This is a genomic window from Jeotgalicoccus marinus DSM 19772, assembly GCF_000425825.1.
In the GTDB taxonomy this organism is placed as follows: Bacteria; Bacillota; Bacilli; order Staphylococcales; family Salinicoccaceae; genus Jeotgalicoccus; species Jeotgalicoccus marinus.
The window spans coordinates 226,871-248,669 of the sequence record NZ_AUEE01000003.1; the positions used below are offsets into that span (position 1 = coordinate 226,871).

Here is a 21,799-nt window from a genome sequence, read left to right on the forward strand (position 1 = left end):
AGTTTTACCCCTTAAATTTTTTAGAGTTTAAATTTAAATCTACACCGGTCAAGTAAGACTTTTCCTTTAATAAATCAGCTAATGTCTCTACATTATCACCTGATTGGGGTGCGAGCCTACTACCGTATTCAACAACGATTGCTTCAATTAATGTCACTAAAGAAATTACAGTGAAGTGTTTGGTACTGGTATCTACCTTCATTATAATTTTGGCATACTGACTGATCGGATTTGATAATTCATCTGTAATAAGAATCACTGGAATACCGTTCTTATGGGCAATCTCCGCAACATCTATCATGCGATTGGAATATGGAGAGAAGGCAATAACTACAATAACATCCTCATGATTAAGTAATATTAATCGGTCTAAAATATTATCTATATCCATAGACAATTGATGTACTCTAGGTTCAAATTCTGTTAGTAAAGCTTCCATATACATCGCCATTGCTTTATAAGGTCTTGATCCAGCAAGATGAATATGCTTACTTTCAACTAATAGATCTACAGCCACATGTACGCTGTCTAAAAGTTGTGGTGTTAAAGTACGCTTTAATACACTAATATTTTCACTCCAAATATCTTCAATCAACTTATCAGAGTTTTCGTCTTGATCCACATCAAATGACGATTGAATACGACTCCACTTGGATGCATAGGTTTTGTGAATTTCAAAGAACTGCTTCTTTAAATCAAAAAACGAACTATATCCTAATTCTTGAGTAAAACGTAAGACTGTAGTTGTTCCAACACCCACTTCTTGTGCAAATTCTTTTACTGACATCATACTAATTTCTGAATGATTTTCTAATAGATAATCACAAATAGCCTGATGTTTCTTTGTCATTTTACTCTTATTCTCTATTAAATAGTCCAGTATAGTTCTGTCATCCATATCCACACCTCCATGTTCATGGGTACATAACCACGTTTAGTATCAAATTATAGCATAATAAAATGGTTTGATATCCACCAAAATAAAAATATTTGGCTTATCATACTTTATTTATAACTAAAGTATGTTAACATAATTTATTGTTGACTCAAAACTCTAGAGGAGGAATATTATCAGCACTGCTAATAAAGACTCTATCAGAATTGCTTTTGCTTATCTCAGTTTTATCGTAGGTGCAGGTTTTACAACTGGACAAGAAATCCTACAGTTTTTTGTGAATTATGGAAAGTTCAGCCTTGTTGGAGCTATAATTTCCGGACTCATTGTTATCTTTGCAACAAGACAAGTTGCAAAAGTCGGTTATCGACTCGAAGCGGAATCTTATGACATATCTTTAAATGCAATGTTTGGTCCTATAGTAGGTCGAATCATTGATTACCTACTCATTTTCTTCCTTTATGGAACAACTATAATAATGATTGCAGGTGGTGGAGCAGCCTTTTATGATGGCTTTGGTGTACCAACCTGGCTCGGATCACTTATTATTGTGTTACTCTTATTTGTCGTATTACAAGTTAAATTCGACAGCATACTTTCTATATTAGGCGCAGTCACGCCTTTACTCGTAATAACAGTATTAGTTATTGCAGGTTATAATATTTTAAATCCGAGCGTACCATTCAGTGAGGTAAACCAACACACTGATATTTTTACCACACCTACAAGATCTTGGTGGTGGGACGCTATCACATATGGTGGTTTAATTATCGGTAACAGTTTTTCATTCTTAACTATCGTCGGTGCAGAAGCAGACAGACATAAAATTGCTCGACGTGGTGCTTTATACGGCGGAGTTATCTTCTCAGTATTACTATTAATAATGGTGGCAGGTATTTTAAGTAATATCCAAGAAGCAAATACGGTTGAATTACCGACTCTACTCATGGCAGAACAAATCCATCCCGTATTAATGTATACAATGGCTACCGTAATGGTTGCCGTCATTTTTAACAGCTGTGTGGGTATGTTATATCCACTACTAAATCGCTTTACTGCTCCAAATAGTAAACCATATAGACTCTTACTATTCATTTTACTAATATTAGGCTATCTATTTAGCTTTGTAGGCTTTGCTGACTTAGTAAATACTGTCTATCCACTGTTTGGTTATATCGGTCTATTTATTACCTTAGCCTTACTCATTAGATGGATTACAAACAAGACAAGTAAGAAAAAATTAATGTAATATAATAATTCACTAGTTGTGTGCACTATATTTGATTTCAAAAAAAGCTCCCCCTTAAGTTTTTACTTTTTTAAGTGTCTACTTAGGGGGGAGCATATCATTATTCATTTACTATTATTCTTATTTTTTTCACCTTTGGGGTCAATCGCTCCCATAATAACGCCTAATAAGATACCAGCGGGCATACCCAAGGCAACTCCTAAGGCAAGATTATCAATAAATATACCTATAAACATCCCAATCACAGGCCCAAAAGCAATTCCTATCGCAAACCACTGCATGTTCAAGCCGCTCTCATGTTCATTCTGAGGGTCCTTTTTCTCTTCATTATCCAAGAATACAGCCTCCCCACATTGTTTGGTTAGTTCCATAGTACCATCAATAATCTTTAAACGCATTGTTCACTGCTAAACGTGCTGCAGTTAATACACTGTTTTTAAACATTTTCTCATCAGCTGAGCCGTGTGTGATTACAATTGGCGCCTTAATTCCCAAGATAAAACCACCACCGATATCTTCATTGGTGAATCTATTAACCCTCTGTTGAATAGCACGTTCGACCACGGCTAATGTCTTCTTATCCAACGATTCTTCTGTAGTTATAACTGCCAATAAATCATTCAATAATATTTGGCTAGTGCCTTCTACGGATTTCAGCAGAATGTTACCAGTAAAGCCGTCTGTCAGTACAATTTCATTCGTACCTTTTAAAATATCTGTCGGTTCTACATTTCCTATGAAATTGATAGTCTGCTCATTTTCTAGATTAGCATAGGCGGCCTTCCTAAAATCATCACCCTTAGATGGTTCGGTACCAATATTTAAAAGTCCCACTCTTGGTTCTGTCACGCCAAGTAATTGTTTAGCAATCGCACTACCAAATTTACCATAATCACTTAAATACTTCGGTTTACTCGCAATATTCGCACCAGCATCAATCAAAAGATAGTATGGTGATTCTTTAGAGACCGTTGGTAATATAGAGACTGCTGCCGGACGTTCTATACCTTCAATAGTTCCAATATAAAACATACTGGCAAGATAGATTGCACCGCTAGATCCTGCAGATATAAAGCTATCTGCCTGTCCTTCACTGACGGCCTTTATACCTCGAACTAAAGCAGAGTTCTGCTTTCTTCTGACTGCTTTTAATGCATGATCATCATCTGTAATCTCATTATTCGACTCGATAATTTTTACACGGTTCATGTCCGAAAATTCAGGGAGAGCTGCCTTGATTTCACGAGGTGAACCAAAAAATAGACAGCTGAGGTCTTTTTGTTCTTCCATAGCTAGGCAAGCACCATAGACTGTTGTATTGACTCCAAAATCTCCGCCTACTGTATCAACTGCAATCTTTATCATCTAGTCCACCTCTTTAAAAACTGGCATGAAACCGAGTGATAGGGCACCTTGACCGAGGTGAGAACAAAAGGCTGTACCAATCAGTCTAGTTTGAATGACTTGTTCAGGTAATACTGACTGAATTGCTGCTTTTAATTTGAGCGCCTTGTGCTCTGAAAGTGTATGTCCAATACTGATTTGTATTTGGTGATTAGGAAACTCTTTACTGTAAGCTAAAGCAAGTTCAGCCAATCCCTTATTTCGTTGTTTTGTAGTCCGATATGTTTCTCTTAACAAAGGTGTATCATCCTGTACATATTCTAATACTGGGAAGGTTTTTAAGGATTTCTCTGCAACAGGTTTTAAAGACTTTCCTCGTCCGCCTTTTATAAAGTGATCACTTTTCTCAAGTCCAGCAAAAAAACAACTCGAGGTCATTAACCATGTGAGCGCTTCTTTAATCGTGTCATAGGGCTTATCCTCATCAATCATTTTTGTGAGTTGAATAATTAACTGTTCCATATTAACTGACAGCCCCAGAGAGTCAATGTTATGAATCGTTAACTGGTTTCTATATTCTTCACTAATTGCCTCGGCAGTTTGAAAAGTCCCGCTTACTTTAGAACTTAAAAATATTCCAATGACAGTGGTATAACCTTTTCCGATAATTTGTCTAAATTCTCTATGATAGTCTTGAACCGCTGGTTGAGAGGTCTTAGGTTGATTTTTTGTATCCTGCATCCATGTTTTAAAGAATGCATTTAAATGGACTTCATCAGTTGATTCTGTAATTACCTCACCATTTGGGAGCGCTAAGGTAAAGTCAACTTGGAACACATCTTCTCGCTCTCGGAGCGACTGAGGTAAATAAGCTGAGCTATCGCAAAGTACTGCTATCTTCATTCGCAATTCCTCCTAGAAAATATCTCTTTCTAATCATTCCAATTTTTGAACAATAGAGAACCATTATGTCCACCAAATCCCATGGAATTTGAGAGTGCATATTGAATCATTTGAGTACGACCAGTTAATGGTACATAATCCAAATCACATTCTGGGTCATGGTTCCTTAAGTTTAGTGTAGGGTGTATAAAATCATGCATCAATGATTGAACTGTCACTACCGCTTCAGCACCACCAGAAGCACCGTACATATGCCCCACGTAGCTCTTTGTACTAGATATAGCTACATTATAAGCTGCTTCTCCAAGCGCAAACTTTATAGCTTTCGTTTCACTTAAATCATTGGCTGGTGTGCTCGTACCATGGGCGTTAATATATGAAATATCAGCAGCTGAGATATTTGCCATCTTGATTGCTTTTTTCATTGCTGTACCAGTAGCATGCCCGTCTGGTCGAGGTGCTGTTACATGGTATGCATCCGTTGTCGCACCATAACCAACAATCTCAGCATAGATTTTAGCTCCACGCGCCTCGGCTGATTCTAGAGATTCCAACATTAAAATCCCCGCACCTTCACCAGGAACAAAACCGTCACGTTCTTTGTCAAATGGGCGAGATGCTCGGTCTGGATCCGACTCTGTCGACATCGCTTTTAAGACTGAGAAACCACTATAAGAAGAATCATTTAACGTCGCTTCCGCACCGCCTGCAAGACAAGCGGTCAGCTGTTCAGATTTGATTTTAAGAAATGCCTCACCGATAGAGTGAGTGCCACTCGCACATGCTGATGATACTGCCATTGAGTCTCCTTTTATTCCGAGATGCATGGCAATACTTGCAGCTGCCATATTGACTGGTGTTTTGATATGAAAGAGTGCCTCTACTTTGTTCGGACCTTTATCGTGTAGTTTTCTCACATTATCCTCCATAGCGAGATAACCCCCTGATCCGGTACCAACGATGACACCTACATCGTAAGCATTCCCTTCAGTAACTGTAAAACCACTCATATCAATCGCTTCATTAGCCGCTACCACAGCATATTGCGCAAATAAATCCATTCTTTTCGCGTCTTTTCTGCTGATCACATGCTCTGGATCAAAGTTTTTAACTTCTGCAGCAAGTGTCGTTTTGTAATCTTCTGGATTCACTTTTGTCGCACGTCCAATACCATGCCTATTATCTTTAATACTTTGCCAAATATCGTTTACGTTATTACCAATCGGGGTTACGGCACCCATGCCCGTTACAACAACTCGCACCATACTTCATCCCTTCAATTCCTTTAATAGATACCATTTTAATATACATTGTAATCCTATCATAACGACAAGTATTCCACTTATAACTTCAATCCCTTAGAAAATTGGCCTTCATTATGCTATACTTCAACGAAATATAGGTAGGTGTCGTTGATGAAGAGAGTAGAATTTTTTAAATATATTTTAATTGCATGTGTTGGAGGTGTGCTGGATTTAGGGCTGTTTTACATCCTGTATACTTTTACAGATATTCATGTTCAGCTTGTAAATCTGATTAGTACGTTTGTCGGGGTCACGACAAATTTCCTAATCAACTACTATTTTAATTTCAAGGCTTCCAGCAAATTTTTCAAACGCTATATCTCTTTCTTAAGTGCTGGGATCATAGGCTTTGTTATTGTCTCTCTACTCGTCTTTCTCTTCCATCAGACCCTAGGATGGAATGCGATATTAGTAAAAATATTCGCGACAATGTTTGCAACACTAGTCCAGTATGTCATTAACCGTTATATTTCGTTTAGACGTTATAGAGCGATATAAAAAATACCGCCTGATGGCGGTATTTTATTATTTAGACTGATATAAGAGTGTCTGTACAAAAAATGTAATAAAGCTGAGTAACAATGTAACGCCGCCACCAATATAGAGAATCAATGAAAAGACTTCTGGTAAGCCGAGAGAAGCAACATTGTTAACAAACATACCTAATACTAGACCTGTCGTTCCAATAATTGCAGTCCAAACGTGGAATTTTGCAAGACCATTGTATTTCACATTAAATACCTGGTAAAAGACTGACCAAGAAAATAGACTTAACCAACCTACAACGAGAATATGGGCGTGAATTGGTCGAAGTGCATATGAACCAGATCCCGCCATATGTGCACCCATGACTGAACCAATTAAGCCGAATAAGCCTGCTGCAACCAAGAGAATTTTAACCGGACTTTTCATAAAAATGCTCCTTTTTCTTTTTTAGTAATACCTACATAGTACTGGTCGTATATGAACTCAATATGAACAAGTTTAAATCTTTTCCTTGCAACATTAAACTTATACCGTTATTATAGACTCATAATATCCATAAAGGAGCGTAAGGCTTTGAAGTTTTCTAGAGGAACAGATTATGCATTACATGTTATGGCTTTTTTAGCTAGCCAACAAGATAAGAATGAAAAATTCCCAGTTGCAGACCTATCTAAGAAACTGAAAGTATCGACAACATACCTTTCAAAAATACTCGCTCGATTAGTTAAACAAAGATATATCATAGCGAGTAGTGGGGCTAAAGGTGGCTATTCTCTACCAGAGGATTGGCAGGATATTTCAGTCTACGATATTATCCATGCAATTGATGGACACCCCTCTCTTTTAGAGGACAGCTTTAATCATGGTGATGAATGTAAGATTAATCGTTTAATGATGAGTGTTGAAAATGATATGATTCAATCATTAAAAAGTAAAAGCATCGCTTCTTTAGTTTAAAAAAACGATTTGATTCTTCAGTTCGTTTTTTTAATCGAGTTATAATGGATATAAAAACTCTATAATATATATAAAGGTGGAATAATATGTACGATGTAATTATAGTTGGCGGTGGCCCAGCAGGTTTAAGTGCAGCATTAAATTTTGGACGAGGTTTGACAGCAGCCTTAGTCATAGACAATAACCAACCTTGAAACAAGGTAACGACAGAATCACATGGCTACTTAACACAAGATGGCGTATCACCAGATGAGTTTAGACAAAGTGCCAAAGCAGATGTAGTAAAATACGAAGATGTTGAAACAGTTGAAGATCGTGTAGTGAATATCGTCAAAGAAGATGGAGTTTTTAAAGTGACGACAGAAAAAACAAGCTACGAAAGTAAACAAGTGCTTCTGGCAACTGGAATAAGAGAATTTTACCCGGACATTAAAAACTTCGAACAGTTTTATGGTAAATCAGTATTCTACTGCCCATGGTGTGATGGCTATGAAATGAAACATCGCCGTATCGCTATAATGGTGGATGAAATGTCAATTGACCATATTGTCATGCTTCTATCTAATTGGAGTGATGATCTATTAATCTGTACCAATGGAAATGATGTGTTGACCGAAGAACTTAAAGCGCTGTTTGACTCAAAAGGTTATGCCTATAAAGACGCTGTGATTACAGAGATGACTGGTCAAGATAATCAAGTCGAAAGCTTAATCTTTGAAGACAATACAAGCGAAGAAATTGGTGGCATGATTGCTTCCATGAAATGGGATACAGATTATGAATCCCTTAAGAATCTAGATGTAGACCGTGATGAAAAAGGGCAAATCATAACAGATCAATTTGGTGAAACTTCCGTTTCTGAGCTATTTGTTAGTGGGGAGACTAAAGCTAACTTTGCAAGACCATTAATCAATGCTGCCGCCGATGGTGGAGATGTGGCGAAATTCATGATAATTAAACGTTTAAAAGAAGACTTTTATAAGTAAGGTAAAAACAAGTTAGTCTGCTGTCTAGAACTAATTTGTTAGAATGAAGTAAAGAGAATTTTGAACCTTTAAGGTGGTTATATGAAAATCTTAATCTATGATGGTGACTGCAACATGTGCAGTCGGTTAATCCAGTTCGTTGTTTTTATCAATAAAGATAAAAACTTGTATATTACGGATTTCAATAGCCAGTGGACTATAGAGAATGTGGACTTAAATCCTAATGTCGACAGCCTAATATTTATAGATAATAACCAATTGTACTACTATTCCGATGCCGTTATTCAACTTACGACAGCACTTCATCCATTATTCAAAATTGTGAGCATTACCCATATCGTTCCGAAAAGTTTAAGAGATAAGCTTTATAGATGGATTGCGAAAAATCGTCACCGAGTTTTTAAAGATGATAAATGCAAGATGTCGAACGATAAATTTAGAGCTATGTATCTAGCTTAATTCAGAGCACCTCGTGAGAGCGGGGTGTTTTTTGTTGCTTATAATCCTTATGTTTCTAGTTATACCAACAATCAAAAACACCGTACGTTGACTTACAACGTACGGCTTATTTTTATAATGATTCAACAAATGCTTCTTCAGCTTCACTAGCTGGATCAAACACTATTTCCTCGGAAATATTTTGTTCTATAAACTTCTCATATAATTGTTTAGCAATACTTTCGTTGAATTCATTTATAAAACCAAAAGATACTTCAATTTCATCTTCATTTTCTGTCGCTACCCCTTTTAAGTGGGCAAAGATACCTTCTTCAGTACATAGTGTTAAATATTTTACGTCTTCCAGTCCAAGCTGATGCTCGAAATCAGGGATTGCTTCTAATTGTACATTCTTAATTTCCATGAATAAAAACTCCCTTCGGTGTATACTTTCATGTACCCAGAATATAAAGTGGGCAATCTTAGTATTCTAGAAAATATTTTGTATAATGTGAATAAAATCATATATTAAGACTGTAGAGTTATTTAACCAAGAAGGCGCTAAACTCGTGCTCGTAGATCTTGATGAAAATAAAGGACAAACAGTTGCAAAAGAAATCGGTTGAGATACAGTTTTCGTACAAGCGGACGTAACGAGTGAAGCAGATGCTAAGAAGGTATTTGATACGACAATTGAAAAATTTGGTCGAGTAGATATATTATTTAACAACGCTGGAATAGGTGCAACTAAACCAACACACGAAGTATCTTATGATGAGTATAGAAAGACAGTTAATGTTGACCTAGATGCAGTATTCTTATTCTCGAAATTTGCAATCGACTTATTCAGAAAACAAGGTAGCGGAAATATTATCAATACAGCTTCTATGTATGGTTGGATTGGTGCAGCCGGTAGTGCTGCTTACAATGCTGCAAAAGGTGGCGTAATTAATTTAACGCGTTCTCTCGGTGTTGAGTATGCCGCTGAAAATATTAGAGTAAACGCCTTATGCCCAGGCTTCATTGATACACCAATTATTCATGAAGAAATGAAGCAATCACTATCAGATGTCACACCTATCGGACGATTAGGTACATCAGAAGAGATGGCTAAAGCTGCTTTATTCTTAGCATCAGACGATTCATCATTTATGACAGCGAACACCCTAACTGTCGACGGTGGCTTTACAGCACAATAATAATAAATTAGGGACGGATGCTGACTGATACAGCAGTCCTGTATCAGTCCGTCACACCCGATGACAAATAAAGAAAGAGCAGTCTTTGACTGCTCTTTCTTATTTTATCGGCATAATTTTCAAGTAAGTTAGGCATCTCCAAATGTACTCTAAAGGCCCATACTTAAAGACTTTCGACCAGTAGTAGGTAAAGATTAACTGGATGACATATATGCCTATGCAAAGGAATAGTGTGTAAATAAGGCGAGTTGGTCCTTCAAAAAATATTGTACATGCTAGCCAAATTAGAACTGTTTGACCGAAGTAGTTTGTTAATGCCATTCGTCCGTAATATTTTAGGGGCGAAAGTAATTTCATTCCGAGATTAGTGTTTAATAAGCTGATCACTAATGTTGCATAAAAGATTGTCAGCACTGGTGATAGCATAAATACGATATGATTATATGAGTTCACTTGATCTGGGTACTCTTCAAATGTTCGACTTGTTTGTTCAACTAAGTCAATATGAGGTAAAACGTAGTATGATTGCATAATTAGGACTGCTGCCACACTAGCTAAACCAGAAAGGATACCAACAATCTGCCATTTTCTTTTCGCTTTTGTAAATGTATAGATTAAACCATATTGTGCAAATGCATAACCTAGTATAAAGTAAGCAAGTGCAGCCAGAATTTTCACGTCAAAGTACAGGCAAGCAACTAACAGTATCAGGCCAAGGATTACATTCAATTCCTTTTTCAAAAATGAGAACAGGAGTAATATTAATCCGAAAATCGCATAGCTAAGCAACGCTTCACCCGGCTGAAGTTGCATGTGTAATAGACCAAATACTGCAAGTACAACGATTCTTCTTAAGTACAACATGTAAATATTTTGAGACTTCTTTTTTGCATTATTTATAAAAATATAAAAGCCTATACCAAACAATGTCGAAAAGATGGTAAAGAACTTACTTTCTACAAAAAAATCTAAAAGTTTTCTATATAGAATATCAAGTTCAGTATGCGGGCTCTGTACACTGATGATTGCGCCAACATTGACTAGGATAATACCTAACAAGGCAAATCCACGTAAATAATCTAAAGCATCAATCCTCTTGTTTAAAGTATTCATTTTTTCATCTCGTTTCTTAATTTTTAACAAGATGTATCGTAACTTATGTCGACATGCTTTACAATAACTGTGACTATAATGTCACTTCAGAAGTATATAATGTTAGATAAAAATAGATTCTTAATAATAATTACTACTTTATACCTGTGAAAGGAGGAAAATTTCATGAATCCAGAAGAACAATCAGATGGGTTTTCTTTAAGATCTACCATCTCTTTATTAGCAACAGTAGGTGTAATCGGCCTATTAATTTGGTTGAGTTTTAATGTCAATGTGCCTGAACCTGCCGTATTAAGAGATATGATTCAAGGATATGGATGGGCTGGTTGGTTAGTCTTTATAGGGATAACAGCACTCATTGCGATCACACCAATTCCCGTAACAATACCAGCGCTTGTTGCAGGCTCATTATACGGTGTCATTGCAGGTAGTTTATTCTCCTTCACAGGTGTGATGATTGGATCATGGCTTGGCTACTGGTTAGCCCGACTTACAGGACAAGATCTCACGTTTAAACTCTTGGGTCGGCATGGGACAACTGTTAAAAAATACTTGAGTAACGCAGGCTTCTTAGCGATGTGTACGGCAAGATTGATGCCAGGCCTACCATACTGGCCTGTTAACTATGGGGCAGGTGCACTTGGGGTTAATCAGTATGCATTTGTAGCAGCAACTTTTGTTGCATCTATACCAGGACAAATCTCCTTGGTTGCCCTCGGTGCCTTCGCTGCCAACCAATCACTATTCAATGGCATCATATTAGTAGGGGCTTGGGTATTAGTACTGATATCAACTTGGGTGTCTTATCGCTATTGGCGAAATGCACGTGAAGATAATTAATATATCAATAAATAAAATCCGTATGTTAACTATTTAAAGAACATACGGATTACTTTTCATTTTTTCCTACGCCATTGCTCAAAGGTATGTTCATGTTTGTTTCTTTCATCTACTATGCCTTCTTCTTTCCAAACCAATTCGAATTTAGAGTAATCAAATGACTCTGGAAAATATACATCACCTTCAAAAGTATCGTGTATCACTGTTCTGAAGAGTTCATCCACCTCATCTTCAAATAGTTCGAACAATTTAGCGCCACCAATGATATACAAATCACGTGCTTCCTGTTTATCAATTTCTAATATCTCTTCCTTAGAATGAACGATAATCGCACCTTCAGCCACATAGTTTTCATCCGAGGTGAGGACAATATTTCTCCGATCTTTTAAAGGTCTATTTGGTATTGTTTCATACGTTTTACGCCCCGTTACAACATCACCACGCATGGTGATATCTTTAAAGAACTTTACGTCATTAGGTAATCTCCATGGTAACTTGTCACCACTGCCAATAAGTCTGTTTTGATCCTCTGCCCATACATATGCCAACATACAGTATCACTCCTGTAAGATTTCTAATCTACAACTTTACATCATTGATTAGTTAGTCTTTACCCTTCCAATAATTTTCTCAATCGTGTTTTGATTCCGTGTAGTTAGTGTAATTCCCAATTTCTTTTCTAAGAAATTGTTATTAATCTTGGCATTATGCATACCGTTAGACAAATAATAATATATCGCCTCTTCAGTAAAAGTGATATATTCTCCCTCCTTTGACAGAGCCTGTATTTCTCCTTGTTTCTCAGTATCTATTTGAGACATACTTGTAGCGATATAAACAACGCTATTTCTATATTTTTCTTCTTTATAGGGATTGTGATCTGCAATCATTTGAAGCTGATCAACAGTTTTCACAATAACAGGTAATTCCGGCCCGAGATCATTCTTAATCGTCTCATGAATATCACTGCTAATTTCTTCTGCTGATTTATCAGAATCAAAAATGATATTGCCACTTTGAATGTAGGTTGTTACGTTATCGTAACCCGCTTTAGAAACAACTTCATTTAAATCTGCCATCATTACCTTATTCTTACCTGTCGGCATGACACCTCTTAACAGAGCGATATACTTCATAATCGTCCTCCTTAAAATGAGTATCTTAGAACACTTCAATTTATTATACCCAAAATAATAAGCTAATATTTTGATTATTCTTTCTAATTATTTCTATACTTGAATTACTAAATGAAAAAGGAGAATTGCAATAATGACAGATAAGATTGTGCTCATTACAGGTGGCGCCGGCGGAATTGGTCAAGCTATTGCGAAAGAACATTTAGACAACGGTAATACAGTCGTCCTAGTAGATTTAAAAAAAGAAGCATTGAATGCGGCTAAGGATAACCTCGGTGGTGACAATATCGAACTTATAGTTGGTGATGTCACAGATGAAGACAGCGTAAAAAAATATGTCGCACGAACAATTGAAAAGTTTGATCGTATCGATATTTTCTATAATAATGCAGGAATTAATGGTCCATTTAAGCCGATTAAAGAATTAGATAAGAGCGAGTTTGATACGATTATGTCAATTAACACTACTGGTGTTTTTCTCGGCTTAAAACATGTGATTCCACAAATGGAGAACCAAGGATATGGCAGCATTGTTAATACCGCTTCTAATGCGGCATACATTGGTTCTGCAGGCATGCCAGGCTATATCGCATCCAAACATGCCGTAGCAGGTTTAACTAAAACTGCAGCATTAGAGGCAGCAGAGCATAACATAAGAGTCAATGCGATTGCACCTGCTGCTATTGATACAGATATGCTAGCAGATATTCAAAATAACTTATCACCAGGAGAACCTGAAAAATCAGGTGAAGCACTTAAACAAGGCATTCCATTTGGCCGTTTTGGTACACCTGAAGAGGTAGCAAAAGTTGCATACTTTCTTGGATCTGATGCAGCATCATTTGTTACAGGCTCAATGTACAATGTTGATGGTGGTATGCAGGCTGATTAGTGATGTTATATACAAAAAGGCATAACAGATTTAATTCTGTTATGCCTTTTAACTTTTTTCTTATTCTTCTTCTCCAACTACTGTAAAACGCTCATTTATATGTTTATGTTCTTCATTTTCATCCACAAGTGCAGAAGCATAGTCCGCATAACTAATGTAACTATTTCCTTTAGAGTTAACCATTAGGTTATCTTTACCTGTTTCATATTTACCTGTTTTAGGACCTTCTGCATTAAAATCAACTGATGGACTTAAGAATGTCCAAGTGATACCTTCTGAATTCTGTAAGTCTTCTAAGTTTCTACCTTGTCCGCTCGCAGTTGGAACAAAAATTTCCGGGAAATCTGGAGTATCTATCACTTTAGTTGTTTGTGCATCGTCTACGTATAAACTACCTGCACCTCCAACGATAATCGCTCTAGTATCTGTTCCTTTTAGTGCTTCAATCAATGCTCGACCTGATGTAACGTGTGCTTCTTCTTCACCAAGTGGGGCACCAAATGCGTTAACAACAACATCTAGGTTCTGTAAATCTTCTGAAGTAATATCAAATATTTCTTTCTCTACAACTTCCACATTGTCATTTATTATTTTTGAAGCATTTCTAACGATTGCAGTTACATCATGTCCTCTTTCAAGTGCTTCTTCTAATACTAGACTACCTACTTTTCCACTTGCACCGATGATTCCAATTTTCATAAATTTTCCTCCTAAGTTTTTAAATTTAGATAGTAGAGTGGGTTGAATGAATTAAATAACGTTCAATAATTGTAACTGTAACAATTACAGTTACAATATAGAAAGACGGATAAGTTTATCCGTTATTCACTAGAATCTTATTAACAATATTGTCTAAAGTTACATCCTTTAGTACTGCTTCCATTGCTCCTTGAGCACTTTCTAAAATTACTTCCAAGACCATTTGAATATTAGCACCTACTGTACATTTAGGGTTGGTATCTTCATGAATTTGAAAAAGATGTCCACTTTCTACTACTTCTACAGCTTTGTACACATCAAACAATGTGATTTCATCTAATGATTTTAAAAGTTTAGCACCTGTATTTCCACGTGAAACTTCTATTAAACCCGCTTCTTTTAGTTTACCCATTAATCTTCTAATAACTACAGGGTTAGTGTTTACACTCTCTGCAATCTGAGTTGAAGACAATGTATATTCTCGTTCAATCTTAATTAAAGTCAGTATATGAACACCAACTGTGAAACGACTGCTAATTTTCATTTCAACCACCTCATGTAACCATTGTGTTTACACCTAAAATGAAAGTCAAACATTCTATATTAAAAACATAAATTGACCTATTTTTATAAAAGTTGGGTATATTAAATATATAGTATCTTTAAAAATATTAGGGGGTCAGTTTATGAATTTCAAAAGATTGTTGATGGCTGGTGGTCTGTCTATGGTGCTTGTACTCGGAGCATGTGGCGGTGCAGATGAAGAAAGTACAGAAGATGCTTCAACAGAAGAAGATAGCAGTGCATCGAGTGGTGACGTTGACGCTGAAGGCATTGCGAGAGATAACTGTGCATCTTGTCATGGTGAAGATTTCTCAGGTAATATGGGTCCAGCACTTGCAGGAACGAGCTTAAGTCAAGATGATTTCGAAGAAATTGTAAGGAATGGTCAAGGACAGATGCCTGCCTTCAGTGAAGATCAAGTTAGTAATGATGAACTATCTGCACTCTACACATTCTTTAGCGAACAATAACTTTAGCCTCCCGATAATAAGCCCCACTTAAGTTGGATTTCTTAACTTAAGTGGGGCTTATTTCATCTATTCTAATTTTAAAGTAAATGCATTTATAGCCACAATAATTGTACTCAGAGACATCAAAATTGCACCTACAGCAGGAGACAGAATGAGACCCATAAATGCTAAGATCCCTGCAGCGAGTGGTACCGCTATGATATTATATCCCGCTCCCCACCATAAGTTCTGTACCATCTTTCTCATCGTATTTTTAGAAAGAGATAGGAAATGAATAATATCAGATGGGTTACTTTTAACGAGTATCACATCGCCTGATTCCACTGCAACATCAGTACCCGCACCAATTGCCATGCCGATATCTGCTCTAATTAAGCTTGGTGCATCATTTATACCATCTCCCACCATCATGACTTTACTACCTCGCGCTTGATAGTCTTGGATAATACGTTCTTTATCTTCAGGCATTAACTCTGAATGAACGTCGTTAATATCTAATTCTCTAGCAACTGCTACAGCTACTTCTTTATTATCACCTGTAAGCATAACCGGTGTAATATTTCTTGATTTTAAATCAGCAACCATTTGTTTAGAGCTTTCTTTAATTTGATCACCCTGAGCAATAATGCCGATTAAATGTTGATCTTGGACTAAGTAACTAATTGAGTTGCCTTGTTGTGCCAGCTCTGTAAACTGTGATTTATTATAGTCAATCTGATTGTTATCAAGGTAAGAGGCACTCGTTATTTTATAATGTTGATCATCAATCATACCTTCTAAACCAACCCCTGGGATATTATTTATATCCTGAGGAGTAGAATATGAGGTATCTTTTTCTTTAGCAAAATCCACAATCCCTTTTGCTAGTGGATGATTAGACTGACTTTCTAATGATGCAAACTTACTTAGTACGTCTTCATCATTTAATTCATCTACGTAACTTTCATAGTAATTTACTGAGAATACACCTTCAGTTAAAGTACCGGTTTTATCCATCATGACATAATGAATATCTCCCGCTGTTTCCACAGCCTCTCTATTTTTTAGAATTAAACCATTTTGTGCACCAAGAGATGTAGAGCGCGCCGTGACTAATGGGATTGCTAATCCAAGGGCATGTGGACAAGCGATGACCAGTACAGTAACAAGTCTCTCAAGTGCAAAATCGACATCATTATTGATTAGAAGCCAGATAATAAAAGCAAGCAAACCAACACTAACCGCAAAATAGAACAAATAGCCTGCTACCTTGTCAGATAGAAGTTCCGCACTAGATTTATCATTTTGGGCTTGATCTACAAGTCCCATAACTTGTGATAAATATCCATCTTCGCCAGTCGCTGTTACCTTAACTTGAATGGTACCAGAGCCGTTTACCGAACCTCCGATTACACTGTCATTTAATTCTTTTTGAACTTTTTTAGACTCACCAGTTACTAGAGACTCATCAACCGAGGTCTGCCCTTTAACAATCAAACCATCTGTTGGAATACTTTCTCCTGCCTTAACTTCAACAACATCATCAATCATAATATCTGATATGTTTATTTCTTGTCGTTCATCATTTTCTACTACCTTAATTGCAGTATTAGGCAAGAGCTCAGCCATTTTTTTAAGTGCATCTCCAGCACTTCCAACTGCATTCATTTCAATCCAATGTCCAAGTAACATTATTAAAATCAGTGTTGCTAGTTCCCAGAAAAAGTCCATTGTATGAGATGTTGCATCAGTAAAATGATTCATATAGAAAGCATATAAACTATAAAAATATGCAACAGAAATACCGAGAGTAACGAGCGTCATCATACCTGGTTTCTTACTAGTTACTTCACTCTTCGCACCCGCTAAAAATGGTTGTCCACCATAGAGGAATAAAACTGTCGCTAGTACTAAGACAATCCAATCAGATCCTGGAAAGGTAAATTGAAACGGCAAGTCAATTCCCATCATTGGGGAAAATAAAATAATTGGAATCGCAAAAATCAGTGAAACAAGAAATTTCACCTTAAAATTTCCATGATGATGAGTGTGACCAGTATGATTATCATGGTTGTGTTGTGTATGTTCGTCATGTTGGTGATGATTTTTGTCACCATGTTCGTAATGTTTTTCATTATGTTCCAAAAATTTCACCTCTTTGTAATTACTTCATTAAGTGAATTATACCATATACTGTAGGGGGGTATAAAGCTTTCTGTTTGCTATTAAGTAAATAAAGGTTCAGAACTAAAAATATAGAGATTAACAAGTTATAAAGATTGGTATTAAAAAAGAAGAAATTCTAAAAGGAAAGTGGTTTAACATGAAAATAACAAATGTTAGGTTATTAACTGATCACTATCAAAGCATGTTTAATTCCTATAATGAAACTTTGAGATTAGAATGTGTTTTTGGTAATGAAAACTCTAACTATGCTGACTTTAAATTGGGAGAAGTTTATTTATCCCTATTTATAAAAGAACATATGATAAAAGCCCTGAACTTCAACGATGAAACTGAATATAAAAACCATAAACAAGTTATCGTAGTTGAAGTAGATGATGTTGACCAAACCTATGAAGATTTTAAATCTAAAACAAATGTAATTACAGAACCGACAAATCGTGATATATGGGGAATAAGATGCTTCCATATACTTGATCCAGAAAGTAATGTAATAGAGTTTTATAATGCCTTGTAAATAGTAAGTATCTCGTCATTAAATAATAGCACTCTTTTATCAGAATTGTAGAATATCATATTTTAAAACATATCATACTCATAAAATACACTCGTAAAGACTTCTCTTATGAACTCCTTAAGAATACAATTTTAAAAAATTTTAACCACTTTCACACTCAACTAAACGAAATTTTGATAAGAAAATAAAATCTATAATGTCTATAATTGAAACTAATCTTCTTCGGTCAATTTGAAAAAGCTAGTTACTTTGTTAGTCTTAAAACGACTTACAATTAGGTAATCGATTAAATAATGGAGGTTTTTTATGAAACATTTTAAAACAATGGATTGGGAACTTTTATATTGGCTGTTATTGTTTTATTTGCTGTAGTAATCCCTTTAATCTATTTCCCAGAAGTCAGTGAACAGGTTATTCTGTCTTTAAATGAGATTGTGACTGGTCAATTAGGAACTGTGTACCTAGGCATTGGTCTTGCAGTTTTACTTTTTGTACTTTACATCGCATTTGGTAAGTATGGTCATGTGACTTTAGGAGAAGCATCAGAAAAGCCAGAGTTTAATACGCTTAGCTGGGCAGCAATGCTATTCTGTGCTGGTATTGGTTCAAGTATTTTATATTGGGGTGTGATTGAATGGGCATACTACTACGATGCACCACCGTTTCACTTAGAACCAAGAAGTGAAGAAGCTGTCAACTATGCTGCTACATATGGTATGTTCCACTGGGGTCCTATTGCATGGGCAATATATGTACTACCAGCCTTGCCAATCGCTTACTCTTTATATGTTAAAAAAGTACCTATAATTAAAATAAGTCACGCTTGTCGACCTATACTCGGTAAGCATGCAGATAATTGGGTCGGTAAAATAATAGACGTATTATTTATTTTTGGTTTGCTCGGCGGAGCTGGTACAACACTCGGTTTAGGGACGCCAATGATTGCAGTTGGTATCGGTTCGATTTTTAATATCGACGGAGATACCGTGGCAATTCGCATTGGTGTATTAGTAGTCGCTACATTAATTTTTGCAGTTAGTTCGTATTCAGGACTTAAATACGGAATTAAGATTTTAAGTGATATTAATATCTGGTTAACATTTGGCTTATTATTGTTTGTATTCATTTTAGGGCCAACTGTTTTCATAATGGAAACAACGCTATCTAGCCTCGGATTAATGATTACTGATTTCTTTAGAATGGCAACCTGGCTCGAACCATTTGGTGGCGTTGGTGCAGATATACCTGAAGAAAACTTCCCTCAGTCATGGACAGTATTTTATTGGTCATGGTGGTTAGTATATGCGCCATTCGTAGGATTATTCATTGCACGTATTTCCAAAGGTAGAAATTTAAAAGAAGTGATCTTAGGTACTATCGTCTATGGTACCTTAGGAAGTGTATTATTCTTTGGAATACTAGGTAACTACGGTTTATGGTTAGAATTATCAGGCACATTTTCTGTAACAGAAGTACTGAGTAATGAAGGTGGGCCAGGTGCGATAATGGCTGTCTTAGGCCAATTGCCTTTAAGTAAATTAGTAATTGCTGTCTTTGTCATCACAGCAATTATATATCTAGCAACAACATTCGATTCAGGTTCATATATTCTCGCTGGTGCAACTCAAACATCTATAGAAGATGAGCCATATCGTTGGAACCGTTTATTCTGGGCATTTGCTTTATCACTATTACCATTTTCACTATTACTCATTAGTGGTGACGATGCATTAAATCTATTACAAACAGCTTCTATAGTAGCTGGTGTACCTTTAATCATCATATTTATAATGCTAATGATATCGTTCATTAAAACTTTAAGTAACGACCGTGTTAAGCTTGAAGAACGATCAAGAAATGTGAAAGAAAAAAAGAGACGAACGCTTTCTATCACATATGCCAAAGAGAAAAATAAATGGTGGGAAGACTAGTTTGTAAGTTCGATCTTCTTCCGTAACTAAGACAGAGGCTACCTTTTTAGAGGTAGTCTCTATTTTAGTTATACAACTATTTTTATAATGCAATTACTTATCTAAATTCTAAGTAATATTTTAGTCCTCACTAGAATGTTTCGTCTATCCTCAGTTCAAACAAATGATTAAATAGCCTCCTTCAACTTTACGTTTTTAAATGCTTAAAGTTGATAAATTCAGTCAAATCCCTTGTCATATAAGCCTTCTAATTCTTCTTTTCTTATAATCAGAAAATATTGTAATTGACAGTTTCTTCAAAAAATACTTAATAGATACATTAGGATATATAACCAATAATTTCCTATACATTGAATCTGGAGATGAAACATGGAAAACAACCAACAAAATAAGAAACTGAATCGTTACTCAATCCGTAAGTTTAAAACTGGTGTAGGGTCCCTAATCATAGGTACTTTAATCTTTCTAAGTGGTTCACTTGTTGTACAAGCTGATGAAGTGACTGCTGATAATAACACACTTGAAACTACGGAAGATACGAATTTAGAAACTACTGAACTCACCTCAACTAATCAAACTGATGAAGCACTTACCTTTATAGAAGAAAACAATGCTACACCCCTTACTTCTGAAGATGTTACCCCACAAGAACAAGAAACAACAGAAGATGCCGTATCTAATTCCACTACTCAAACCGAACAAGCAGTTATACCTACAGAAGAAATTGAAAGTCAAGATTCTGTAGAAGAAGCAGTGACTACACAAGAAACAAATAATGTAGAAGTTAATGAAGCAGATTCAATTACAGAAACAGAAGAAGTACCCACTGGGGAAACACCGTCTATAGACCAGACTGTCAGTGAGCAAGAAGTAAATATCGAAGAACCTCAAAATACAGAAGAAATAAATGATAGTCCTGAAGAGATTGTTACTGATGATAGTATAAGTGAAGATCCAGAGGAATCATTGTCTTATATTGATGAAAACTATCCCGAAACTGGTTCAACTTCTAGCCCTGTAAACAAAATTATTCGAGTAGGTACTAAAGTTGTAGAGCCAACTGACCCTTCAGAACCAACCGATCCGACGGATCCGACCGAACCAACGGAGCCAACAGATCCGACAGATCCAAAGGAGCCGACTGAGCCTGCAGAATCAATTGAACACATAGATTCAATAGAACAGACAGTAGAAACAAAACAGTCAAGTTCTTCAAACTCAAAAAATATCTCTACATTCGAATATGTAAATCAACAAGTTGATGCTTCAAACCTAGAAGTACAGAAGTTTAAAACAGAAAAAGTATCCAGTCAGCCTAATATCGATAAGGATATGACATTTAAGACTAGTCAAGAAAAATTACCAGACACTGGTGAATCACAAAATGCATTGCTTCCAACATTTGCACTTGTACTTTCATTACTAGGCTCAATTCTTCTGTTTTCTAGACGTAAAAAATCTAACAAAAATTCGTAATATCATCTTAAATTAAGCTATATTTCTAAAATTTTTAAGAGCAAGTAGTTTCTAATCATTAATTGATTAAGAAATTGCTTGCTCTTTTCCTTTTTAGGGTATTAAACATTGTATAATGTGTTAACATTTATCAAGCATATTTTAATAATAAGTAAGTTTGAAGCGCTCATTTTTACCCAAATACACATTTAAATTTTACGATTATAATATAATCAGAGTAATATAGTATATTAATGA

24 protein-coding genes and 2 pseudogenes are annotated in these 21,799 nt (G+C 36.0%); 13 read left to right on the top strand and 13 right to left on the bottom strand.

All coding sequences use genetic code 11. The annotated features are described in order from the left end of the window. Positions 1-4: 4 nt before the first annotated feature. Positions 5-898, bottom strand: coding sequence for a MurR/RpiR family transcriptional regulator (locus H624_RS0101255; RefSeq protein WP_026865960.1), 894 nt, complete (start codon positions 896-898; stop codon positions 5-7). Between the two features lie 274 nt (positions 899-1,172). Here H624_RS0101255 and H624_RS0101260 point away from each other — a divergent pair, with 274 nt between their 5' ends. Further along, the gene (locus H624_RS0101260; RefSeq protein ID WP_342664959.1) at positions 1,173-2,144 is read left to right on the top strand and encodes a YkvI family membrane protein; all 972 of its coding nucleotides are present in this window, start codon (positions 1,173-1,175) and stop codon (positions 2,142-2,144) included. Between the two features lie 104 nt (positions 2,145-2,248). Here the strand turns inward: H624_RS0101260 and H624_RS11420 are convergent, their stop codons facing one another. The 4 genes from H624_RS11420 to fabF are packed head-to-tail and all read right to left on the bottom strand — an operon-like array spanning position 2,249 to position 5,656. After that, positions 2,249-2,479 (bottom strand): glycine zipper domain-containing protein, encoded by a 231-nt coding sequence (locus tag H624_RS11420; RefSeq protein ID WP_156889121.1) that lies wholly within the window; start codon positions 2,477-2,479, stop codon positions 2,249-2,251. Between the two features lie 43 nt (positions 2,480-2,522). After that, complete coding sequence (gene plsX, locus H624_RS11425) at positions 2,523-3,509, bottom strand: phosphate acyltransferase PlsX (protein ID WP_051220432.1); 987 nt, start codon at positions 3,507-3,509, stop codon at positions 2,523-2,525. Beyond that, positions 3,510-4,391: a DegV family protein gene (locus H624_RS0101275; protein ID WP_026865963.1), complete on the bottom strand. Its 882-nt coding sequence runs from the start codon at positions 4,389-4,391 to the stop codon at positions 3,510-3,512. It abuts the gene before it with no gap. A 29-nt stretch (positions 4,392-4,420) separates the two neighbouring features. Further along, positions 4,421-5,656 carry a beta-ketoacyl-ACP synthase II gene (gene fabF, locus H624_RS0101280; protein ID WP_026865964.1) on the bottom strand — a complete coding sequence of 412 codons (1,236 nt, stop codon included), beginning with the start codon at positions 5,654-5,656 and terminating at the stop codon, positions 4,421-4,423. 150 nt (positions 5,657-5,806) lie between these two features. On the opposite strand from fabF, the gene H624_RS0101285 reads away from it, so the two are divergent. Next, positions 5,807-6,193, top strand: a complete 387-nt coding sequence (locus tag H624_RS0101285; protein WP_026865965.1) for a GtrA family protein — start codon at positions 5,807-5,809, stop codon at positions 6,191-6,193. A 27-nt stretch (positions 6,194-6,220) separates the two neighbouring features. On the opposite strand, the gene H624_RS0101290 is transcribed toward H624_RS0101285, so the two are convergent. Beyond that, on the bottom strand, positions 6,221-6,607 hold the full coding sequence (locus H624_RS0101290; RefSeq protein WP_026865966.1) for a hypothetical protein: 387 nt from the start codon (positions 6,605-6,607) through the stop codon (positions 6,221-6,223). 147 nt (positions 6,608-6,754) lie between these two features. On the opposite strand from H624_RS0101290, the gene H624_RS0101295 reads away from it, so the two are divergent. The 4 genes from H624_RS0101295 (at position 6,755) to H624_RS0101305 (ending at position 8,583) form a co-directional block, all read left to right on the top strand. Next, a complete protein-coding gene (locus H624_RS0101295) occupies positions 6,755-7,138 on the top strand; it encodes an RrF2 family transcriptional regulator (RefSeq protein ID WP_026865967.1) in 384 nt (127 codons plus the stop codon). A gap of 86 nt (positions 7,139-7,224) precedes the next feature. Further along, positions 7,225-7,332, top strand: coding sequence for an FAD-binding protein (locus tag H624_RS12495; RefSeq protein ID WP_156889122.1), 108 nt, complete (start codon positions 7,225-7,227; stop codon positions 7,330-7,332). A 126-nt stretch (positions 7,333-7,458) separates the two neighbouring features. Beyond that, entirely contained in the window at positions 7,459-8,124 is a 666-nt protein-coding gene (locus H624_RS11430; RefSeq protein WP_051220433.1) for an NAD(P)/FAD-dependent oxidoreductase, read from the top strand. Positions 8,125-8,205: 81 nt separating this feature from the next. Continuing rightward, the gene (locus H624_RS0101305) at positions 8,206-8,583 is read left to right on the top strand and encodes a thiol-disulfide oxidoreductase DCC family protein (RefSeq protein ID WP_026865968.1); all 378 of its coding nucleotides are present in this window, start codon (positions 8,206-8,208) and stop codon (positions 8,581-8,583) included. Between the two features lie 112 nt (positions 8,584-8,695). On the opposite strand, the gene H624_RS0101310 is transcribed toward H624_RS0101305, so the two are convergent. Then, complete coding sequence (locus H624_RS0101310; protein ID WP_026865969.1) at positions 8,696-8,986, bottom strand: hypothetical protein; 291 nt, start codon at positions 8,984-8,986, stop codon at positions 8,696-8,698. A gap of 91 nt (positions 8,987-9,077) precedes the next feature. On the opposite strand from H624_RS0101310, the pseudogene H624_RS11435 reads away from it, so the two are divergent. Then, positions 9,078-9,761 (top strand): annotated as a pseudogene (locus H624_RS11435) (SDR family NAD(P)-dependent oxidoreductase). Positions 9,762-9,860: 99 nt separating this feature from the next. On the opposite strand, the gene H624_RS0101320 reads toward H624_RS11435, so the two are convergent. Further along, a complete protein-coding gene (locus tag H624_RS0101320) occupies positions 9,861-10,874 on the bottom strand; it encodes a DUF418 domain-containing protein (RefSeq protein ID WP_026865970.1) in 1,014 nt (337 codons plus the stop codon). Between the two features lie 165 nt (positions 10,875-11,039). Here H624_RS0101320 and H624_RS0101325 point away from each other — a divergent pair, with 165 nt between their 5' ends. After that, the gene (locus H624_RS0101325; protein WP_084145649.1) at positions 11,040-11,714 is read left to right on the top strand and encodes a TVP38/TMEM64 family protein; all 675 of its coding nucleotides are present in this window, start codon (positions 11,040-11,042) and stop codon (positions 11,712-11,714) included. 56 nt (positions 11,715-11,770) lie between these two features. On the opposite strand, the gene H624_RS0101330 is transcribed toward H624_RS0101325, so the two are convergent. Together H624_RS0101330 and H624_RS0101335 are read right to left on the bottom strand one after the other, a co-directional pair. After that, a complete protein-coding gene (locus H624_RS0101330) occupies positions 11,771-12,265 on the bottom strand; it encodes a dihydrofolate reductase (protein WP_026865972.1) in 495 nt (164 codons plus the stop codon). A gap of 48 nt (positions 12,266-12,313) precedes the next feature. After that, entirely contained in the window at positions 12,314-12,850 is a 537-nt protein-coding gene (locus H624_RS0101335) for a DUF1697 domain-containing protein (protein WP_026865973.1), read from the bottom strand. A gap of 133 nt (positions 12,851-12,983) precedes the next feature. Here H624_RS0101335 and H624_RS0101340 point away from each other — a divergent pair, with 133 nt between their 5' ends. Beyond that, a complete protein-coding gene (locus H624_RS0101340; protein ID WP_026865974.1) occupies positions 12,984-13,742 on the top strand; it encodes an SDR family NAD(P)-dependent oxidoreductase in 759 nt (252 codons plus the stop codon). 60 nt (positions 13,743-13,802) lie between these two features. On the opposite strand, the gene H624_RS0101345 is transcribed toward H624_RS0101340, so the two are convergent. Continuing rightward, the gene (locus H624_RS0101345) at positions 13,803-14,441 is read right to left on the bottom strand and encodes an NAD(P)-dependent oxidoreductase (protein WP_026865975.1); all 639 of its coding nucleotides are present in this window, start codon (positions 14,439-14,441) and stop codon (positions 13,803-13,805) included. A 115-nt stretch (positions 14,442-14,556) separates the two neighbouring features. Continuing rightward, positions 14,557-14,985: an Rrf2 family transcriptional regulator gene (locus H624_RS0101350; protein ID WP_026865976.1), complete on the bottom strand. Its 429-nt coding sequence runs from the start codon at positions 14,983-14,985 to the stop codon at positions 14,557-14,559. A 142-nt stretch (positions 14,986-15,127) separates the two neighbouring features. On the opposite strand from H624_RS0101350, the gene H624_RS0101355 reads away from it, so the two are divergent. Continuing rightward, positions 15,128-15,475: a c-type cytochrome gene (locus H624_RS0101355; protein ID WP_026865977.1), complete on the top strand. Its 348-nt coding sequence runs from the start codon at positions 15,128-15,130 to the stop codon at positions 15,473-15,475. 66 nt (positions 15,476-15,541) lie between these two features. On the opposite strand, the gene H624_RS0101360 is transcribed toward H624_RS0101355, so the two are convergent. Then, positions 15,542-17,599, bottom strand: coding sequence for a heavy metal translocating P-type ATPase (locus H624_RS0101360; protein ID WP_026865978.1), 2,058 nt, complete (start codon positions 17,597-17,599; stop codon positions 15,542-15,544). Between the two features lie 178 nt (positions 17,600-17,777). On the opposite strand from H624_RS0101360, the gene H624_RS11440 reads away from it, so the two are divergent. From H624_RS11440 to H624_RS0101375, 3 genes and pseudogenes are all read left to right on the top strand, one after another. Continuing rightward, a complete protein-coding gene (locus H624_RS11440) occupies positions 17,778-18,155 on the top strand; it encodes a VOC family protein (protein ID WP_035855499.1) in 378 nt (125 codons plus the stop codon). A gap of 324 nt (positions 18,156-18,479) precedes the next feature. Beyond that, positions 18,480-20,086 (top strand): annotated as a pseudogene (locus tag H624_RS0101370) (BCCT family transporter). Positions 20,087-20,455: 369 nt separating this feature from the next. Continuing rightward, complete coding sequence (locus H624_RS0101375) at positions 20,456-21,562, top strand: YSIRK-type signal peptide-containing protein (protein WP_026865980.1); 1,107 nt, start codon at positions 20,456-20,458, stop codon at positions 21,560-21,562. Positions 21,563-21,799 lie beyond the last annotated feature (237 nt).

Excerpts from the sequence above, each read along its gene's own strand:
- H624_RS0101255 (WP_026865960.1), bottom strand. The coding sequence starts at position 898 with ATGGATGACAGAACTATACTGGACTATTTAATAGAGAATAAGAGTAAA.
- plsX (WP_051220432.1), bottom strand. The coding sequence starts at position 3,509 with ATGATAAAGATTGCAGTTGATACAGTAGGCGGAGATTTTGGAGTCAAT.
- H624_RS0101275 (WP_026865963.1), bottom strand. The coding sequence starts at position 4,391 with ATGAAGATAGCAGTACTTTGCGATAGCTCAGCTTATTTACCTCAGTCG.
- fabF (WP_026865964.1), bottom strand. The coding sequence starts at position 5,656 with ATGGTGCGAGTTGTTGTAACGGGCATGGGTGCCGTAACCCCGATTGGT.
- H624_RS0101285 (WP_026865965.1), top strand. The coding sequence starts at position 5,807 with ATGAAGAGAGTAGAATTTTTTAAATATATTTTAATTGCATGTGTTGGA.
- H624_RS0101290 (WP_026865966.1), bottom strand. The coding sequence starts at position 6,607 with ATGAAAAGTCCGGTTAAAATTCTCTTGGTTGCAGCAGGCTTATTCGGC.
- H624_RS12495 (WP_156889122.1), top strand. The coding sequence starts at position 7,225 with ATGTACGATGTAATTATAGTTGGCGGTGGCCCAGCAGGTTTAAGTGCA.
- H624_RS0101305 (WP_026865968.1), top strand. The coding sequence starts at position 8,206 with ATGAAAATCTTAATCTATGATGGTGACTGCAACATGTGCAGTCGGTTA.
- H624_RS0101310 (WP_026865969.1), bottom strand. The coding sequence starts at position 8,986 with ATGGAAATTAAGAATGTACAATTAGAAGCAATCCCTGATTTCGAGCAT.
- H624_RS0101320 (WP_026865970.1), bottom strand. The coding sequence starts at position 10,874 with ATGAATACTTTAAACAAGAGGATTGATGCTTTAGATTATTTACGTGGA.
- H624_RS0101325 (WP_084145649.1), top strand. The coding sequence starts at position 11,040 with ATGAATCCAGAAGAACAATCAGATGGGTTTTCTTTAAGATCTACCATC.
- H624_RS0101330 (WP_026865972.1), bottom strand. The coding sequence starts at position 12,265 with ATGTTGGCATATGTATGGGCAGAGGATCAAAACAGACTTATTGGCAGT.
- H624_RS0101335 (WP_026865973.1), bottom strand. The coding sequence starts at position 12,850 with ATGAAGTATATCGCTCTGTTAAGAGGTGTCATGCCGACAGGTAAGAAT.
- H624_RS0101340 (WP_026865974.1), top strand. The coding sequence starts at position 12,984 with ATGACAGATAAGATTGTGCTCATTACAGGTGGCGCCGGCGGAATTGGT.
- H624_RS0101345 (WP_026865975.1), bottom strand. The coding sequence starts at position 14,441 with ATGAAAATTGGAATCATCGGTGCAAGTGGAAAAGTAGGTAGTCTAGTA.
- H624_RS0101350 (WP_026865976.1), bottom strand. The coding sequence starts at position 14,985 with ATGAAAATTAGCAGTCGTTTCACAGTTGGTGTTCATATACTGACTTTA.
- H624_RS0101355 (WP_026865977.1), top strand. The coding sequence starts at position 15,128 with ATGAATTTCAAAAGATTGTTGATGGCTGGTGGTCTGTCTATGGTGCTT.
- H624_RS11440 (WP_035855499.1), top strand. The coding sequence starts at position 17,778 with ATGAAAATAACAAATGTTAGGTTATTAACTGATCACTATCAAAGCATG.
- H624_RS0101375 (WP_026865980.1), top strand. The coding sequence starts at position 20,456 with ATGGAAAACAACCAACAAAATAAGAAACTGAATCGTTACTCAATCCGT.